This window comes from Halomonas beimenensis, assembly GCF_002549795.1.
Classification (GTDB): Bacteria; Pseudomonadota; Gammaproteobacteria; order Pseudomonadales; family Halomonadaceae; genus Halomonas; species Halomonas beimenensis.
On the sequence record NZ_CP021435.1, the window covers coordinates 2,234,971 to 2,253,062 of the forward strand.

17 protein-coding genes are annotated in these 18,092 nt (G+C 70.9%); 15 read left to right on the top strand and 2 right to left on the bottom strand.

Going from position 1 to position 18,092, the window contains the following annotated elements:
* Window positions 1–4: 4 nt before the first annotated feature.
* From BEI_RS10550 to BEI_RS10580, 7 genes are all read left to right on the top strand, one after another.
* Entirely contained in the window at window positions 5–946 is a 942-nt protein-coding gene (locus BEI_RS10550; protein ID WP_097789488.1) for an ABC transporter substrate-binding protein, read from the top strand.
* Between the two features lie 289 nt (window positions 947–1,235).
* Window positions 1,236–2,900: a choline dehydrogenase gene (locus BEI_RS10555; RefSeq protein WP_097789489.1), complete on the top strand. Its 1,665-nt coding sequence runs from the start codon at window positions 1,236–1,238 to the stop codon at window positions 2,898–2,900.
* 10 nt (window positions 2,901–2,910) lie between these two features.
* Entirely contained in the window at window positions 2,911–3,861 is a 951-nt protein-coding gene (locus BEI_RS10560) for a PDR/VanB family oxidoreductase (RefSeq protein WP_097789490.1), read from the top strand.
* Window positions 3,862–3,892: 31 nt separating this feature from the next.
* Entirely contained in the window at window positions 3,893–5,377 is a 1,485-nt protein-coding gene (locus BEI_RS10565; protein ID WP_097789491.1) for an aldehyde dehydrogenase family protein, read from the top strand.
* Window positions 5,378–5,392: 15 nt separating this feature from the next.
* Complete coding sequence (locus tag BEI_RS10570; protein ID WP_097789492.1) at window positions 5,393–6,127, top strand: class II aldolase/adducin family protein; 735 nt, start codon at window positions 5,393–5,395, stop codon at window positions 6,125–6,127.
* 9 nt (window positions 6,128–6,136) lie between these two features.
* The gene (locus BEI_RS10575) at window positions 6,137–7,144 is read left to right on the top strand and encodes a GlxA family transcriptional regulator (protein ID WP_097789493.1); all 1,008 of its coding nucleotides are present in this window, start codon (window positions 6,137–6,139) and stop codon (window positions 7,142–7,144) included.
* A gap of 252 nt (window positions 7,145–7,396) precedes the next feature.
* Window positions 7,397–8,731 (top strand): hypothetical protein, encoded by a 1,335-nt coding sequence (locus BEI_RS10580; RefSeq protein WP_097789494.1) that lies wholly within the window; start codon window positions 7,397–7,399, stop codon window positions 8,729–8,731.
* A gap of 206 nt (window positions 8,732–8,937) precedes the next feature.
* Here the strand turns inward: BEI_RS10580 and BEI_RS19480 are convergent, their stop codons facing one another.
* Together BEI_RS19480 and BEI_RS10590 are read right to left on the bottom strand one after the other, a co-directional pair.
* Window positions 8,938–9,372, bottom strand: a complete 435-nt coding sequence (locus tag BEI_RS19480; RefSeq protein ID WP_097789495.1) for an REP-associated tyrosine transposase — start codon at window positions 9,370–9,372, stop codon at window positions 8,938–8,940.
* 193 nt (window positions 9,373–9,565) lie between these two features.
* Complete coding sequence (locus BEI_RS10590; RefSeq protein ID WP_097789496.1) at window positions 9,566–10,087, bottom strand: zinc ribbon-containing protein; 522 nt, start codon at window positions 10,085–10,087, stop codon at window positions 9,566–9,568.
* A 228-nt stretch (window positions 10,088–10,315) separates the two neighbouring features.
* On the opposite strand from BEI_RS10590, the gene leuS reads away from it, so the two are divergent.
* The 8 genes from leuS (at window position 10,316) to BEI_RS10630 (ending at window position 18,059) form a co-directional block, all read left to right on the top strand.
* Window positions 10,316–12,898 (top strand): leucine--tRNA ligase, encoded by a 2,583-nt coding sequence (gene leuS, locus BEI_RS10595; protein ID WP_097789497.1) that lies wholly within the window; start codon window positions 10,316–10,318, stop codon window positions 12,896–12,898.
* 28 nt (window positions 12,899–12,926) lie between these two features.
* Entirely contained in the window at window positions 12,927–13,418 is a 492-nt protein-coding gene (locus tag BEI_RS10600) for an LPS-assembly lipoprotein LptE (RefSeq protein ID WP_097789498.1), read from the top strand.
* Window positions 13,415–14,470 (top strand): DNA polymerase III subunit delta, encoded by a 1,056-nt coding sequence (gene holA / locus BEI_RS10605; protein ID WP_097789499.1) that lies wholly within the window; start codon window positions 13,415–13,417, stop codon window positions 14,468–14,470. Before BEI_RS10600 ends, holA begins: the two co-directional genes overlap by 4 nt.
* Window positions 14,471–14,555: 85 nt before the next feature.
* Window positions 14,556–15,029 carry a molybdopterin-dependent oxidoreductase gene (locus BEI_RS10610; protein WP_193765092.1) on the top strand — a complete coding sequence of 158 codons (474 nt, stop codon included), beginning with the start codon at window positions 14,556–14,558 and terminating at the stop codon, window positions 15,027–15,029.
* Window positions 15,026–16,150: a GGDEF domain-containing protein gene (locus tag BEI_RS10615; RefSeq protein ID WP_097789501.1), complete on the top strand. Its 1,125-nt coding sequence runs from the start codon at window positions 15,026–15,028 to the stop codon at window positions 16,148–16,150. Before BEI_RS10610 ends, BEI_RS10615 begins: the two co-directional genes overlap by 4 nt.
* Window positions 16,151–16,260: 110 nt before the next feature.
* Window positions 16,261–16,656 carry a PA2779 family protein gene (locus BEI_RS10620; protein ID WP_097789502.1) on the top strand — a complete coding sequence of 132 codons (396 nt, stop codon included), beginning with the start codon at window positions 16,261–16,263 and terminating at the stop codon, window positions 16,654–16,656.
* A 15-nt stretch (window positions 16,657–16,671) separates the two neighbouring features.
* On the top strand, window positions 16,672–17,640 hold the full coding sequence (locus BEI_RS10625; RefSeq protein WP_097789503.1) for a PA2778 family cysteine peptidase: 969 nt from the start codon (window positions 16,672–16,674) through the stop codon (window positions 17,638–17,640).
* A complete protein-coding gene (locus BEI_RS10630; protein WP_097789504.1) occupies window positions 17,637–18,059 on the top strand; it encodes a DUF488 domain-containing protein in 423 nt (140 codons plus the stop codon). The genes BEI_RS10625 and BEI_RS10630 overlap by 4 nt, the downstream gene beginning before the upstream one ends.
* Window positions 18,060–18,092: the final 33 nt, after the last annotated feature.

An 18,092-nucleotide genomic window follows, 5' to 3' on the forward strand; every position in this document is an offset into this window, starting at 1 on the left:
CCCCATGACGAAGCATCCCCAATCCCTGCGTAGCGGCCTGCTGGCTACCGCCCTGACCGCCGCCACCCTCCCCGGCCTCGCCCAGGCCGCCGAGGTGAACTTCGCGACCCCGCCGTGGCCCGGTGCCACGGTCAAGACCGAGGTGGCCAGCCAGCTGCTGGAGCGCCTCGGCTACGAGACCAGCGTCAAGGAGGCCAGCACCGCCATCATCCTGGAAGGCCTGGTCGGCGGCGACATCGACGTCGACATGGCACTGTGGCGCCCCTCCCAGAGCGACATGCTCGACCCGCGCCTGGAGACCGGCGAGCTGGTCGAGGTGGCGAAGAACATCCAGGGCGCGCGCTTCAAGCTCGCCGTCCCCGGCCATGTCTGGGAGGCCGGCGTGCGCTCCATGGCCGACCTGGCCGAGCATGCCGAGCGCTTCGACCACAGCCTCTACGGCATCGAGCCCGGCAACGTCGGCAACGAGATCATGCAGGACGCCATCGACGCGGACACCTACGGCCTGGGCGACTGGAAGGTCGTGGCCTCCAGCGTCACCGGCATGCTCTCCCAGCTCGAGGCCAACAACGACGGCGGCCGCTGGACCGCCTTCCTGGGCTGGGAGCCCCACTGGATGAACGTCGTCTACGACGTGCGTTACCTGCAGGACCCCGAGGGCCTGTGGGGCGGCGCCAGCACCGTGTCCACCGTGGCCAGCGCCGATTTCCTCGAGCGCGAGCCCAACGTCGCCGCCTTCCTCGAGCGGATGGTGGTCCCCATCGAGGTGCAGAACGCCTGGGTCCACGAGTTCAGCCGCGAGGAACGGCCCCTGGAAGCGGTGGCCGGCGACTGGCTCGACGCCAACCCCGAGCTGGTCGGCGAGTGGCTCGAGGGCGTGACCAGCGCCGACGGCGCCACGCCGGCCCTGGAGGCCTATATGGACGCCTACCTGGCCGACCGCTAAGGAAAGGCTGATTTATTGCTGCGCTCGACAAACCACAGGGACGTGGGAAGTGCGTTGGTTCGTCGGGAACGAACCTAGGGAGCCTGGCCGACGGCGGTCCCGATTCGTCGGACCGTCACAATCCTCATTGAGCAACCTGTCAACTCCGGTTGCTCCGTTCCGGCGGCGGCCAGGCTAGGCGCCCCCGCCTCTCATCGCTCGCGACATAAATCAGCGCTTTCCCACGCCCCATTCCCAACTCCCAGCGATGCCGGGCGCCGAACGCGCCCGCCTCCCTTCTGGAGTCACCATGAATCCGACCCCTGACTACGACTACATCATCGTCGGCGCCGGCTCGGCGGGCTGCGTGCTCGCCGACCGCCTGAGCGCCGACGGCCGGCACCGGGTGTTGCTGCTGGAGGCCGGCCCCAGGGACCGCTCCTGGACCATCCACATGCCGGCGGCCATGGGGGCGGCCATCGACGGCCCCCGCTTCAACTGGCACTACTGGTCGGGGCCCGAGCCCCACCTGGACGGCCGGCGCATCGCCACGCCCCGGGGCAAGACCCTGGGCGGCTCCTCCTCGATCAACGGCATGGTCTACATCCGCGGCCACGCCCGGGACTACGACGCCTGGGCCGAGGCCGGCTGCGAGGGCTGGGACTATGCCCATGTGCTGCCCTACTTCAAGCGCGCGGAATCCCATGCCCTGGGCGGCGACGACTATCACGGCGACGACGGCCCGCTGCGGGTGAGCCCGGGCACGCCGACCGACCCGCTGGCCCGGGCCTTTCTCGAAGCCGGGGAGCAGGCCGGCTACGGCGCCAGCGAGGACGTCAACGGCTACCGCCAGGAGGGCTTCGGCCGGGTCGACCGCACCACCCACCGGGGCCGGCGCTGGAGCACCGCCCGGGGCTACCTGGCCCGGGCCCGGACGCGCCCCAACCTCACCGTGATCACCGGCGCCCTGGCCGAGCGGGTGGTCGTCGAGGACGGCCGCGCCCGGGGCGTGGCCTACCGTCGCGGCGCGGCGCGCGTCGAGGCCCGGGCCCGCCGGGAGGTGCTGCTCGCCAGCGGCGCCATCAACAGCCCGCAGCTGCTGATGCTCTCCGGCATCGGTCCGCGGGACGAGCTGGAGCGCTGGGGCATCGCCGAGACCCATCGCCTGGAAGGCGTCGGCCGGCGACTCAGCGACCACCCGGACACCGTGGTCGCCTACCGCTGCCCCAGGCCCGTCTCCCATGCCCCCTGGACCCGGGCGCCGCGCAAGTGGTGGCTGGGCATGCGCTGGTTCGCCGACCGCGGCGGGCTGGCCGGCACCAACCTGTTCGACGCCGGGGCCTTCATCCGCTCCCGGGCCGGGGTCGAGCACCCCGACCTGCAGCTGACCTTCATGTCCCTGGCCGTCGAGCCCGGCACCGTGGAGGCCCTCAAGGAGCACTCCTTCCAGGTGCACATCGACCTGATGCGCCCGACCAGCCTGGGCCGGGTACGCCTGGCGGACACCGACCCGGCGAAGGCCCCGGCGATCGTCTTCAACTACCTGGCCACCGAGCGCGACCGGGCCGACATGCGCGCCGCGGTACGCCTGGTCCGCGAGTTGATCGAGCAGCCGGCCTTCGACGGCCTGCGCGGCGAGGAGATCACCCCGGGCGCCGACTGCCAGAGCGACGCGGCCCTGGACGCCTGGGCCCGGGCCACCACCGAGACCGGCTATCACGCCGCCGGCACCTGCAAGATGGGCCCGGCGAGCGATCCCGAGGCGGTGGTCGACCCCGAGCTGCGCGTCCACGGGCTCGAGGGCCTGCGCGTGGTGGATGCCTCCATCATGCCGACCATCGTCAGCGGCAACACCAATGCGCCGACCGTCATGATCGCCGAGAAGGCCAGCGACCTGATCCTCGGCCACCCCGCCCCGGCGCCCAGCGAGGCGCCGGTGTGGATCCACCCCGACTGGCAGAACCAGCAACGCTGAGGAGGCCGCCATGACCGATCGCCTGTCGCTGATCCTGACCCGGCGTCGCCGCCTGGCCCCGGCCATCGTCGAGCTGACCCTCGAGGCCGAGGACGGCGCGCCCCTGCCGCCGGCCCCCGCCGGCGCCCACCTGGAGCTGGAGCTCCCGGACGGCCTGGTGCGCCATTATTCGCTGCTCGACGACGGCGCCGAGGGCCGCTACCGCCTGGGCGTGCTCCGCGAGGCCGACTCCCGGGGCGGCTCGGCCTTCCTGGCCGACCAGGCCTCGGAGGGCCTGCGACTGACCGCCTCGTTGCCCCGGGACCGCTTCCCGCTGGACGAGACGGGCCGCCGCCAGGTGCTGATCGGCGGCGGCATCGGCATCACGCCGCTGGTGGCCATGGCCCGGCGGCTGTGCGCCCGGGGCATCACGCCGGAGGTGCACTACCTGGTGCGCCGGGAGGCGGACGCCGCCTTCGCCGAGGAACTCGCCGCCCTGCTGCCCGAGGGGGCGCTGTGCCTGCATGTCTCCGCCCGGGACGGCCGCGCCGAGGTGGCCTCCCTGGTCGGCGAGGTGGACGCCGACACCCGGGTCCACGCCTGCGGGCCGGAAGGCCTGCTCGCCGCCCTGGAGGCCGCAGCCGCCGCCTGGCCGGCGGGCTGCCTGCGCCTGGAGCGCTTCCGGGGTACCGCGCCGGACGCCGCCCCGCGGGACGGCCACTGCGAGATCGTGCTCGAGCGCAGCGGCCGGACCCTCACCCTGGCTCCCGAGGAATCGCTGCTCGAGGGCCTCGACCGCGCCGGCGTGGCCCCGCCCACCCTGTGCGGCGAGGGCGCCTGCGGCACCTGCGCCTGCGGCGTGATCGAGGGCGAGGTGGACCACCGGGACGTCCTGCAGTCCGATGCCGAGAAGGCCGCCAACGACACCCTCTACGCCTGCGTCTCCCGCCCCGCGGGGGCGCGCCTGGTGCTCGACCTCTGAATACCCGACCCAAGACGACGAGGAACCTCCCATGCCCCTGACCCATCATGACTGGAAGCGCCGCGCCGCGGCCCTCGAGGTCGACGGCCGCGCCTGGATCGACGGGCGCCGCCGCCCGGCCGCGGGCGGCGCCACCCTGGACTCGATCAACCCCATGACCGGCGAGGCCGTGGCCGCGGTGGCGGCCTGCGACGCGGCCGACGTGGACCGCGCCGTGGCCGCCGCCCGGACGGCCCTCGTGGCCGGCGACTGGGCCCGGGCCGAGCCCGGAGAGCGGCGCCGGGTGATGCTGGCCATCGCCGCCGAGATCCGCATCCACCGCGAGGAGCTGGCCCTGCTCGACAGCCTGGAGGCCGGCAAGTGCATCACCGAGGCCCTGGAGGACGCCGAGGAGGCCGCGGTGCTCTTCGACTGGTACGGCGAGCTGCAGGACAAGGCCTACGACCGGGTCGCCCCCGCCCCGGCCGGCGTCCAGGCCACCGTCACCCACGAGCCGCTGGGCGTGGTGGGGGCCGTGGTGCCCTGGAACTACCCGCTGCACAACGCCACCGTCAAGCTGGCCCCGGCGCTCGCCGCGGGCAACAGCCTGGTACTCAAGCCCGCCGAGGAGTCGTCGCTGTCCGCCCTGCGCCTGGCGGAGCTGTGCGACAAGGCGGGCCTGCCCACCGGGGTGCTCAACGTGGTGCCGGGCCATGGCCACCTGGCCGGCGAGGCCCTGGGTCGCCACGAGGACGTGGACGCCCTCGGCTTCACCGGCTCCACCGAGATCGGCAAGCGCTTCCAGGTCTATGCCGGGGAGTCGAACATGAAGCCGGTCTGGCTGGAATGCGGCGGCAAGAGCCCGCTGGTGATCTTCGACGACTGCCCCGACCTGGAGGCGGCGGTGGACGCCGCGGTGGCGGGCATCTTCACCAACGCCGGCCAGGTCTGCTCGGCCCACTCCCGCCTGCTGCTCCAGGACGGCATCCACGACGCCTTCCTGGCCGCACTCGACAAGCGCCTGGAGGCCCTGGTCCCCGGCGATCCCCTGGATCCGGACACCCGGCTGGGGCCGCTGGTCAGCCGCGCCCAGTTCGACAAGGTCCGCGACTACCTGGCCATCGGCAAGCGGGAGGCCACCCTGCGCCACGGCGGGGAACCGCTCACCGCCGCCGGCGGCGAGCTCTTCGTCGCCCCCACGGTGTTCACCGGCGTCACCCCCGAGCACCGGTTGTTCCGCGAGGAGATCTTCGGCCCGGTGCTGGCGGTGAGCCGCTTCGCCGACGAGGCCGAGGGCGTGGCGCTGGCCAACGACAGCCGGTACGGCCTGGCCGCCTCGCTGTGGACCGCCGACCTGGGCCGCGCCCACCGCCTGTGCGACGCCCTGCAGGCGGGCACGGTGACGGTCAACGGCGTCGACGCCGTGAGTCCCCAGACGCCCTTCGGCGGCATGAAGCAGTCCGGCATCGGCCGCGACTACGAGCTGGCCGGCATGCACAAGTACATGGCGCTGAAGACCCGCTGGATCCACTACTGAGCCGAGGAGCCGACCATGAGCGAGATTCCCGAGGTCCCGGGCAACGCCCGGGAACAGCTGGCCTGCGCCCTGCGCTGGCTGGCCCGCCTGGACCTGCACGAGGCCACCGCCAACCATTGCAGCCTGGCCACCGCCGAGGGCGGCGAGCGTTTCCTGATCAACCCGGCGGGCCGGCACTTCGCCGAGCTGCGCGCCAGCGACCTGCTGGAGGTCGAGGCCCGGGGCGGCGAGCGCCCCGCCGGGCTCGACCCCACCGCCTGGGCGATCCACGGCGCCCTGCACCGCCAGGGCCGCGAGGTGGGCTGCATCCTGCACACCCACTCGCTGTACGCCACCGCCCTGGCCTGCCTGGCCGAGCCCGAGCTGCCCCCGGTGGAGCAGAACGCCATGCGCTTCTTCGAGCGCGTGGCGGTCGACCGAGGCTTCGAGGGCATGGGCCTCGGCGACGAGGCCGAACGCCTGGGCCGCCTGGCCGGCGAGGCGCCGATCCTGCTGCTGGGCAACCACGGCGTCATCGCCACCGGCGCCGATGTCGCCGAGGCCTTCGACAACCTCTATTATTTCGAGCGCGCCTGCCGCTCCTACCTGGTGGCCCGGGCCAGCGGACTGCCGCTGGCGCCGGTGGCCCCGGAGGTGGCCCGCAAGACCGCCGCCCAGTGGGACGACTATGCCCGGGCGGGCGCACCCCAGGCCCACTTCGCGGCGCTGATGCGCCTGCTCGACAAGGAGGGCGACGACTACCGGAGTTGAGATCGCACCATGGCCAGGACCCCAGACCCCACCCCGCATCGGCTCGGCATCCTGCTGCTGCCGCAGTTCTCCTTCGCCGGCCTGGGGGCGCTGCTGGATCCGCTGTTCATCGTCAACTGGCTGGCCCAGGAGCCGCGCTTCGAGTGGCGGCTGCTGGGCGGCGAGGCGACGGTGCCGGCCTCCAACGGCGTGCCCCTGGGGGTGGAGGTCGACTGGCCGGCCCCCACGGAGCTGGACGGCGTCCTGGTGCTGGCCAGCTTCGAGACCAAGGCGCTCACCGGGGACCGCCCCCTGGCCATGTGGCTGCGCCACTGCGCCGCCGCCGGGGTCGAACTGGGCGGGATCGAGATGGGCAGCGAGGTGCTGGCCGCGGCGGGCCTGCTCGACGGCCGACGGGCGGCGGTGCACTGGGACAACCTGGAGGGCTTCCGCGAGCTCTACCCCCGGGTGGAAGCCGTCGGCGAGCTCTACACCTTGGGCGGCGGCCGCCTGACCTGCGCGGGGGGCACGGCGGTGCTCGACATGATGCTGGCCTGGCTGGGCCGACGGGTCGAGGCGCCGCTGATGGAGGAGCTGCAGAACCACCTGCTGGAGCGTCGCCGACGCGCCGGGGACGCCGTCCAGCTCGCCGCCGCCCCGGAGCGCCAGCCGGAGACCTCGGCCCAGATGCGCCGGGTGATCCGGCTGATGCGCCGGGCCATCGAGTCGCCGCTGTCCAGCGCCGAACTGGCCGAGGGGGTCGGGCTCTCGGTGCGCCAGCTCGAGCGACGCTTCAAGGCCGAGCTGGGCGTCACGCCGAAGCGCTACTACCTCTGGCTGCGCATCAACCGCGCCCATCGCCTGCTGCAGCAGACCGACCTGAGCGTCGCCCAGGTGGCCTCGAGCGCCGGGTTCGGCTCCCTGGAACACTTCTCCCGGGCCTACCGCCGCTTCTTCGGCTGTGCCCCCAGCCAGGATCGCCTGCAGTCCCGGGACGCGCCGGTGCTGCCGGTGCGCTATCTGCCCCGCCACGACTAGGGAAACGCTGCTTTACTGCTGCGCTCGAGATCCTGACCGTCGGCGGTACTGGTGCGCCAGCCCGGACTCGGCACCCCCGTCAAGATCCTCATTTACCGCTGTGTAAACTCCGGTCTTTGCGTTCCGGCGGCGGCCAGCCTCCCATCGCTCGCGACGTAAATCAGCGCTTCCCTTGCCCCGCTTTCTGCCCGCGCCTTGAGGCGGGCGGGCATCTTGCTTAGGATGCTACGTTTCTCGCCACCCGGTAACGCCATGTCGTCGCCCACCGCCCCCGCCGCCGAGGCGGCCGTCGCCCCGCGCCATGCCCTGGCCGGCCTGGCCATCCTCGCCGGCCTGCTGTGCCAGATCCTGGGCTTCACTCCCCTGGCGCTCGACCCGCACCTGACCGGCTACGCCTTCTGGCTGGCCACCGCCCTGCTGTGGCCGGACATCCCCGGTCGCACCCGGCGCCAGGCGGGCTGGCTCGCCGCCCTCGGCCTGGGCCTGCTGCTGCTCGCCCGCTTCGGCTACGGGGCGGTCATCGACTGGGCGGCGATGCTCGACGGCAACAGCTTCGTGGTGGCGATGCTGGTGGGGGTGAGCTTCATCGGCCTGATCGGCAACCTGCGGGGCAGGCCACGCCCGCCGGGCCACCCCGTGACCGGCCGGCGCGGGCTCGCCGGCACCTGGCTGGGGGTGCACCTGCTCGGCACCATCCTCAACCTCTCGACGGTGTTCATGGTCGGCGACCGCCTGGCCCGCCGGGCGCCGCTCACCATGCCGCAACTGCTGGGGCTCAACCGGGGCCTGTCCAGCGCGGCGCTGTGGTCGCCCTTCTTCGCCTCCATGGGCATCGTCATGACCCTGGCCCCGGCGATGGACTACGCGACGGTCCTGGCCCATGGCCTGCCCCTGGCCCTGTGCGCGGGCCTGGTGACGATGATCGAGCTGCCCCGCCGCTTCGACCTGAGCGACACCGCCGGCTTCTCGATGTCGCCGCGCAGCCTGCTGCTGCCGGTGAGCATGGCGGCGCTGGTGATGGGCTTCCACTACGGCCTGACGCCTGAGCTGTCCATGGTCAGCATCATCACCTTCCTGATGCCGGCCTCGGCCCTGGTCGCCAACCTGCCCAAGGGGCCGCGCTGGACCCTGGGCCGGCTGCATCGCCATGCCCTGACGCGGCTGCCGGCCATGCGCGGCGAGATCTCGCTGTTCCTCTGTGCGGGCCTGCTGACCAAGGGCCTCTCGACCCTGGCCAATGCCGCCACCGAGGGGGGCTGGACGCTGTTCGACGCCTTCGGCACGGGCGAGGCCATCGCCAGCTTCCTGGCGGTGGTGGCCAGCGCCGTGGCCGGCCTGCATCCCATCATCGGCGTCTCGGTGCTGGCCTCGGTGCTGGACCTCGCCGCCGCCGAGCAGACGCTGTTCGCCTTCACGGCGCTGGCCGCCTGGGCGGTGGGCACCAGCGTCGGGCCGCTGTCCGGGATCAACCTCTCGCTGCAGGGCCGCTACGGCGTCAGCGGCACCCGGATGATGCGCGAGAACCTGCGCTATGCGCTGGTGATGGCCGCCCTGGCGGTGGCGGCCATCTGGCTGCTGTCCTCGTGATCCCATCTCGATCGCGCTCTGAAGAGCGCTCCCACCAGTGAATTCGAGCACCGGGGCGAATTCAGGAGTGGGAGCGCAGCTTGCTGCGCGACAAGCAGCAAGCCATCAAACACCGCATCGCGCTCTAAAGAGCGCTCCCACGAACGGGGCATCACTCCGTCCTGTGGAAGCGCAGCTTGCTGCGTGATGAGGTTTCAAGAAGAGGACTACAGCCAGACCGCGTTCCAATAGGGGTAATCGGTGATGTTGGTCACAAGCCCGGCTCTCAAGGGGTTCGCAACGACGTATCGGGCCGTGGCCCTGAGATCTTCCTCAAGCCGAAGGGCATGATCATGGAAACCCGATTGCCAGACTGGCTTCCCGACCACCATGGACACACGTGACTTGTAGACCCTGACCAGGACTGACAGGTCACCCTTCAACTGCACCAACCAATGCACATGATCAGGCATGACCACATAGCAGAGGGTATCGCCATGCTTGAGGACAGCCGACGCATAGAACTCTCGGGATGCGGCGGCGGCATGTCCGGGATGGAGGAATACTGGGTAGCGGGAAGCCGTCACCATGGTGAGCAAATAACAATACCCAGGCAACGAACGCCGCCCCTTCCTGAGGCGGCATGAATGAGGTGCCGACATGGTGAAGGATCACTGTGGGTGACTTCCCCCAACATAGCAGCTGAACCTCCAATCGCGCTCTAAAGAGCGCTCCCACCGGTGAATTCGAGCACCGGGGCGAATTTGGGAGTGGGAGCGCAGCTTGCTGCGCGATTCGCGGCTGGCCAGCAGGTAACCTATTCGCGCTCTAAAGAGCGCTCCCACACGACAAGCGTCAGTCGAGCGGGGCGCGCACGAAGTAGCGATGCCCGCACCGGTGACAGGGTTCGATGCGGGTCACGGCATCGAGCTCGACGATGGCGTCGCAGTGGGTACAGGCCATGCGGCCCGGGGCGGCCATCTCCCCGGCGACGTAGTCGGCCCGGGAGGCCTCCAGGTCGTCCTCGAAGCGCTCGCGCTCCAGCATGCCGCGATCGGCGATGGAGAGCAGCGACTCCACCACCTTGCGCGACAGCATCGACAGGTCGATGCCCAGCCAGCTGGCCACGCTCTCGCCGCCGGCCCCCAGGTAGCGGCGCATCTCCTTGAGATCCCGTTCCACCCAGGCGCGCAGCAGCGACAGCTCGTCCCGAGTGAACTCCTCGACGTCGGCCTCGAACTCGATGGCCTCATCGAGCTCCTGCTGCAGGGTCTCCCGGTTCAGTTCGCCGGCCCCCTCCTTCAGGCGCGCCAGCACGCGTTCGTAGGCCGCCTTGAGGCGGTGGTCCTGGTGGTGCCGATCCTGATGCTCGCTCATGGGGTCTCCTCCTGTCCGAGCCGGGTCACGGCGCAGGCCACCATAGCCGGGGCCCGCCGTGCTGGGGTATCCTTGCGCCCCAAAGGTTGTTCCATTTAGACGACATGCCGTCGGCGAATCAATGACTTCTCCCTCCGACCGGAGATGACCTTGACGCCGGACAAGGCCCGCTGACATGCGCAGCGCCGCGGGCGCTGCTCTCGACTAGCAAGGTACCCGAAGACAGCGATGGACGCACAATACCAGCCCCAAGAGATCGAACGCGACGCCCAGCAGTTCTGGGAGAAGAATCAGTGCTTCAAGGCGGTGGAGGACGCCAGCCGCGAGAAGTTCTACTGCCTGTCGATGTTCCCCTATCCCAGCGGCAAGCTGCACATGGGGCATGTGCGCAACTACACCATCGGCGACGTGGTGACCCGCTACCAGCGCATGCAGGGCAAGAACGTGCTGCAGCCCATGGGCTGGGACGCCTTCGGCATGCCGGCGGAGAACGCCGCGATCAAGAACCAGGTCCCGCCGGCGAAGTGGACCTACCAGAACATCGACTACATGCGCGGCCAGCTCAAGGCGCTGGGCTTCGCCTACGACTGGAGCCGCGAGTTCGCCACCTGCGACAGCGACTACTACCGCTGGGAGCAGTGGTTCTTCACCAAGCTGGTGGAGAAGGGCCTGGTCTACAAGAAGATGTCCACGGTCAACTGGGATCCGGTGGACCAGACCGTGCTGGCCAACGAGCAGGTGATCGACGGCTGCGGCTGGCGCAGCGGCGCGCCGGTGGAGCGCAAGGAGATCCCGCTGTGGTTCCTCAAGATCACCGACTACGCCGAGGAGCTGCTGGCGGACCTGGACAAGGTCGACTGGCCCGAGCAGGTCAAGACCATGCAGCGCAACTGGATCGGCAAGTCCAGGGGCGTGGAGCTGGCCTTCGACGTGGCCGACCACGACGACAACGCCCTGGAACCGCTGCGGGTCTACACCACCCGCCCCGACACCCTGATGGGCGTGACCTACGTGGCCGTGGCCGCCGGTCATCCGCTGGCCCAGGCCGCCGCCGAGGGTAACCCCACGCTTTCCGCCTTCCTCGAGGAGTGCTCCCACGGCGGCACCTCCGAGGCGGAGCTCGCCACCATGGAGAAGAAGGGGATGGACACCGGCTACCAGGCGGTGCATCCCCTCACCGGGCGCCGGGTGCCGGTGTACGTGGCCAACTTCGTGCTCATGGAGTACGGCACCGGCGCCGTCATGGCCGTGCCCGCCCATGATCAGCGCGACTGGGAGTTCGCCACCAAGTACGACCTGCCCATCGAGCCGGTGATCGCCGACGAGAACGGGGAGGTGCCGGACCTCAGCGAGGGCGCCCACGACGACTACGGCGTGCTGATCAATTCCGGCGAGTTCGACGGCCTGGACTTCCCGGCGGCCTTCGACGCCATCGCCGCCAGGCTCGCCGAGCAGGGCCACGGCGAGGTGAAGACCAACTTCCGCCTGCGCGACTGGGGCGTGGCCCGCCAGCGCTACTGGGGCGCACCGATTCCGGTCAAGTACGGCCCCGAGGGCCAGACCGTGCCGCTCACCGACGACGAGCTGCCGGTGGAGCTGCCGCTGGAAGTCACCGTGGATGCCTCCGGCTCGCCGTTGAAACGGATGCCCGAGTTCAGCGACCTGGGGGACGGCTGGATCCGCGAGACCGATACCTTCGACACCTTCATGGAATCCTCCTGGTACTACGCGCGCTTCTGCTGTGCCGACAACCCGGAGGCCATGCTCGACGAACGCGCCGACTACTGGCTGCCGGTGGATCTCTACATCGGCGGCATCGAGCACGCCATCCTCCACCTGCTCTACGCCCGCTTCTTCCACAAGCTGATGCGTGACTTCGGCCTGGTCGACTCCGACGAGCCCTTCCAGCGCCTGCTGACGCAGGGCATGGTGATCGCCGAGACCTTCTATCGCCCCACCGAGAACGGCGGCAAGGACTGGTTCAACCCGGCCGACGTGGCGGTCAGGCGCGATGACAAGGGCCGGCCGCTGAGCGCGGTGCTCGAGAGCGATGGTCAGCCGGTGGAGATGGGCGGCATCGAGAAGATGTCCAAGTCGAAGAACAACGGGGTCGACCCCCAGGCGATGATCGATCGCTTCGGGGCCGACACCGTGCGCCTGTTCATGATGTTCGCCGCGCCCCCCGAGCAGTCCCTGGAGTGGTCGGATTCCGGCGTGGAGGGCGCGCATCGCTTCCTCAAGCGCCTGTGGCGCCTGGTCGCCGAGCACCTGGCCGCCGGCACCCCCGGCACGCTGGACGTCGACGCCCTGAGCGAGCCCCAGCGGGAGCTGCGCCGCAAGACCCACGAGACCATCCAGAAGGCCACCGACGACATCGGTCGGCGCACCACCTTCAACACCGCCATCGCGGCGGTGATGGAGCTGACCAACGCCCTGGGCAAGTTCGACGACGCCTCGCCGCTGGGCCTGGCCGTGGCCCGGGAGGCCGTGGAGGCCTGCGTGCTGCTGCTGGCGCCCATCACGCCCCATGCCTGCCATGCCCTCTGGGACGAGCTCGGCCACGACACCCCGGCCATCGACGCGCCCTGGCCGGTCGTCGACGAGGCGGCGCTGGCCCGCGACACCCTCGAGATGGTGGTCCAGGTCAACGGCAAGCTGCGGGCCCGCCTGGACGTGCCGGCGGATGCGGACAAGGACGCCATCGAGGCCCAGGCCATGGCCGCGGAGAACGTGCAGCGTCACGTCGAGGGCAAGACGGTGCGCAAGGTCATCGTGGTGCCAGGCAAGCTGGTCAACATCGTGGTCGGCTGAACCCGTCCCATGGCCAAGGAGAGTCGAGATGCAACGGCGTGACTTCCTGCGCCTCGCCCTGGCCGGCGGCGCCGGCCTGGGGCTGAGCGGCTGCGGGTTCCGGCTGAGGGGGCTCGATCGCCCCGGCCCCCCACTGGCCGCCCTGGCCCTCGCCGGGCCCGAGGACGAGTTCTCGCGCCTGGTCGGGGCGCGGCTCGAGGCCGCCGGCACTGCCATCCGCGACGATGCCCCGCTGGTGATGACCCTTGGCGCCGAACGCATCGAGGAGCGCCGCCTCTCGGTGCTGGATGCGGGCAGCCAGGAACGGGAACTGACCCTGACGGTCCCCTTCTCGTTGAAGCGTCGAGCCGACGGTGCCTATCGGCTCCCCCGCCAGGACATGACGGTCGTCGAGCGCTATGCGACGAGCGACGACGACCTGCTGGCGGGCGACACCCAGCGCGAGGCGGTCCTCGAGCGGCTGCGCCACGCGGCGGCCCGTCGGCTGCTCGATCGCCTGATCGCCCTGGACGCCCCATGAAGGTCTTCCCCGACAAGCTCGAGGCGGCGCTGGCCAAGTCGCTGCCGCCGGTGGTGATCGTCGCCGGGGACGAGCCCCTGCAGCACCGCGAGGCCTGCGACGCCGTGCGCGCCGCCGCCCGTGGTGCGGGCATCGAGGAGCGCGAGGTGCTGCACGTGGAGGCCAACTTCGCCTGGGGACGGCTCACCGAAGCCGCCGCCAGCCTGTCGCTGTTCGCCTCGCGCAAGCTCATCGAGCTGCGCCTGGGCAACGGCAAGCCCGGCCAGGAGGGCGCCAAGGCCCTGCGCGAATACGCCGAGACCATGGGCGGCGATAACGTGCTGCTGGTCGCCGCGGGCAAGCTCGACTTCCGCGAGCAGAAGAGCGCCTGGTTCAAGGCCCTGGACAAGGCCGGGCTCTTCGTGCCGGTGTGGCCCGTGGACGCCTCTCGGCTCCATTTCTGGCTGCGCGACCGGGCCGGCCATCATGGCCTGTCCCTGGACCTGGACGCGGCCCGGTTGCTCGGCGAGCGCACCGAGGGCAACCTGCTCGCCGCCGACCAGGAACTGCAGAAGCTAGCCCTGCTCTGCCCACCGGGAGCGCGCATCTCGCCGCAGCAGGTGGCCGGGGGCGTGGAGGACAGCGCCCGCTTCGACGTCTTCACCCTGATGGATGCCTGCCTCAAGGGCGAACGGGCGCGGGTGTCCCGCATCATGGCGGGGCTCCGGGGCGAGGGCGTGGAGGCCCCCATCGTGCTGTGGGCCCTGACGCGCGAGCTGCGACTTCTGCTGTCGCTGCACCAGCATCTCGACCAGGGCCAGAGCCTGGAGCATGCCTGCAAGGCGCAGAAGCCGCCGATCTTCGAGAAGCGGCGACCGGCCTACCAGCAGGCGCTGGGCCGCCTGCCCATGAAGCGCCTGCACAAGCTGCTGCTGTTCGCCCAGCGCCTGGACCTGGCGATCAAGGGCGCCAGCCCCCTGCCCCTCTGGGACGGCCTGCACGACCTGGCCCTGACCCTGGCCGGCGGCCGTGGCCCCCTCACCGAGTTGCCCGCCTCCTATCGGGTGGGCTGAGCCGCGTGGGCGGCCCGTGAGCGTCCGCCCATGGCCCTCTCTTCGGGTTCTTGCCATCATGCGAAAAATCTTGTTGAGGAGTTCCATGATGTCGCTGCACCGCCTGACCCTGGCTGGCCTGCTGGCCGCCGCCCTTGCCCCGGCCCTGACCACCGTCGCCGAGCCGATCCTGACGATCCAGCAGGGCGCCGAATCCCGCGAGCTGACCCTCGCCGAGATCGAACGGAGCGAGGCCGCCCGGGTCACCATGCGCCACTTCGAGGGGCCGGAAGGCACCTTCGATGGCGTCTGGCTGGAGGACTTCCTGGCCGATCAGGGCCTGGACGAGGCCGGCCGGCTGCGCTTCATCGCGATCGATGACTACACCACCTTCCTGACGCCCCATGATCGTCAGGAGCGGGACTACATGCTGGCCACCCGACTCGATGGCGAGCCGCTGCGGCCCGACCAGCTGGGGCCCCTGATGCTGGTGGTTCCGGCGGACGCCGAGGCGGTGCTGGAGGGTGAGGCCCCCATGAGCCAGTGGATCTGGGCCATCCGGGAGATCCAGGCCCGGTGAGGAGCCCCTCGGCACGGCTGCGGATCGGGCTGGCGCTGGGCTTCTGCCTGATGGCCGTGCTCGGTGCGCTGGCCACCGGGGCCTACGTGAGCCAGTCCGGGCGCCACCTGGGCGCCGATTACGCGGCCCTGGCCGGGGATATCGTGCGCGCCCAGGAGGAGACGGCCGAGCTGCGCCTGGCCCTGGAGGGGCTGATGCGCGCACCCGGCGACAGTTTCCATCGGCAACGGGTCGGCAAGCTGCTGTGGCTGTTGCCGGAGCGCATGGCGGGCGTTCGCCAGGCCCTGAGGCGCAGCGAGTTGCCTCGCACGGACTACAGCGAGGTACTGGGGGATTTCGATCAGGCCGCCGAGACCCTGGAGGCCCTGGAGGGAGCCCTGGCGCGAGAGGCCCCCGACGCCGGCACGGTGAACCAGCTGGGCGGCGAGCTGGAGTCGACCCTGGCCTGGGCCTACAGCCGCCTGCTGGACAGCATCCACGGGGCCGCGGCGGAACAGCGTCGACTGATGAAACGGCTGAGCCTCGCCGTGGTCGTGTTGCTGTTACTGGTACTGATGGTCGCCGGCGCCCTGATGCTGGCGCTCGCCCGCATCCATCGTCAGTGGCTCTCGCTGCACCAACTCAGCGTGACCGACGAGCTGACCGGGCTGGCCAATCGGCGCCGGCTCTGGGACCGGGCCCAGCAGCAGCTGGCGCTCAATCGGCGTGATGAAGGCGAACTGAGCCTGCTACTGGCCGATCTGGACCACTTCAAGCACGTCAACGACCGTTTCGGCCATCCGACCGGCGATGCCGTCCTCCAGGCCTTCTCCCGAGAGCTCGCTCGCCTCAGCCGCGAGTCGGACCTGGTGGCGCGGCTCGGGGGGGAGGAGTTCGCCGTGCTGATGCCGAATACCGGCATCGAGGGGGCGCGAAGGCTGGGCGAGCGTCTCCGCGAGGCCACGGCGAGCCTGGCCCTCCCTGACCGGGCTCAAGGACATCGCCTTACCATCAGCCTGGGGCTAGCCGCCACGCACGCCGGCCAGGAGGACCTGGATCAGCTCTACTCCCGGGCCGACACCGCGCTCTACCAGGCCAAGCAGAAGGGGCGCAACCGGCTGGAAATCCATACGAATTCGTGAAACGCCGTTCGCTTATCCTCTATACTGAGCAAGCATCGCTCCCGAAGGGCATGGACGCGCCGAAGGGAAAGAACACGAGCCGGACCACCGAGACACAAGGAATCTCCACCATGAAGCGACTCCGCCGCCTCCTCACCCCGCTCCTGATCGCCGCCCTGGTCCTGGGCAGCCTCCCCGCCATGGCCACCCCCGGGACGGCTCTCTCGGACCTGATCGCCACGACGGCCGCGCTCGACGCCCAGGGAGCTCAGCGGGATCGGGCCAAGATCCGTGACATCCTGGCCCGGGAGGACGTCCGGCAGCAATTGCTCCTCCAGGGCGTCTCGCCCCGCCAGGTCGAGGACCGCGTGGCCGCCCTCTCCGACGCCGAGGCCCGCGAGATGGCCGAGCGGCTGGACCAGCTGCCCGCCGGCGCCAGCGTGGTCGGCGCCCTGTTCGCCGTCTTCGTCATCCTGCTGGTGACCGACATCCTCGGCCTCACCGACGTCTACCCCTTCACCCGCTGAAAGGCGAGACACCGCATGACCGGCGCGTTCCGGCCATCCAGACGCAAGAACGCCCGCATCGCGGGCGTTCCTGTGCTGGTGGCATGTCTGTTTCTGCTCGCGGGATGCGCCTCGGCGCCGCACCTCGCCCCCGCTACCCGACAGGCGCTGCCCGAGCGGGTGCAGCTGGACGACGTGCCCTTCCACGGCCAACGCGACTACCAGTGCGGCCCGGCCTCACTGGCGATGGCCCTGCAGGCGGCCGGCCGGGACGTCTCCGTCGACACCCTGATCCCCCAGGTCTTCCTGCCCGGCCGGGAAGGCAGCGTGCAGCCGGAGATGCTCGCCACGGTGCGGCGTCACGGCCTGGTGGCCTATCGGCTTCCGGGACGCTTCACGGCGCTGCTGACCGAGCTCGCCGCGGGCCATCCGGTCGTCGTCCTGCAGAACCTCGCCCTCCCCGCCTGGCCGCTGTGGCACTATGCCGTGGCCATCGGCTATGACCTGTCCGGCGAGACCCTGACCCTCCACACCGGCATGACGCCGGAGCGGGAGGTAGCCTTCGGACGCTTCGACGCCACCTGGGCCCGCGGCGACCGCTGGGCCTTCGTCGCCCTGCCTCCGGGCGAGCTGCCCGCCGCGACTCTCGCCGGCGCCCTGCGTGCCATCGCCGACTTCGAGGCGGTCCAGGGCAGCCGGGCGGCCCTCCCCGCCTGGCGGGCGCTGACCGATCGACAGCCCGAATGGGCGATGGCGCTCTTCGGCCTGGGCAATGCCCGGCATGCCACCGGCGATATCGCCGGTGCCCGGGTCGCGTTTCGACGGGCGACCGAGGCCGATCCCGAACTGGCGCCGGCCTGGCTCAACCTGGGCCAGCTGGCACGGCAGGCCGGCGACCTGGCCGATGCCCGGCGGGCGTTTTCGCGAGCCGCGGCGATCCCCGGACCATGGCAAGACAGGGCTCGGGATGCACGAGAGGCCCTCGACACGGAGATCGACGCATGAGCCATGACATCGTCCTCAAGCGGGTCTATCAGGCGCCCGAGGCGGATGACGGCGCCCGGGTGCTGGTCGACCGTCTCTGGCCCCGGGGCAAGCGCCGCGAATCCCTGGCGCTCGCCGACTGGTACCGGGACGCCTCGCCCTCCCCGGCCCTGCGCCGCCAGTACCACCAGGGGGAGATCAGCCAAGCCGTCTTCGCCGCCCGCTACCGCGGCGAGCTGCGCGACGATCCCGACTGCCTGCTTCCGCTGATGCGGCGGGCACGCGACGGCCGCCTGACCCTGCTCTCGGCGGCACGGGACCTGGAGGCCTCGCATCTGCCGATCCTGCGGGAGGCGCTGCTCCAGGCGCTGGCGGAGGAAGACGCCGAGGACCGCGAGCCCAGCTCGCCCCCCTGCTATGGTCAGGAGTCCAAGGGCTAATGCCTAAAGAGGAAGCGTCTAGGTGTGATCTCT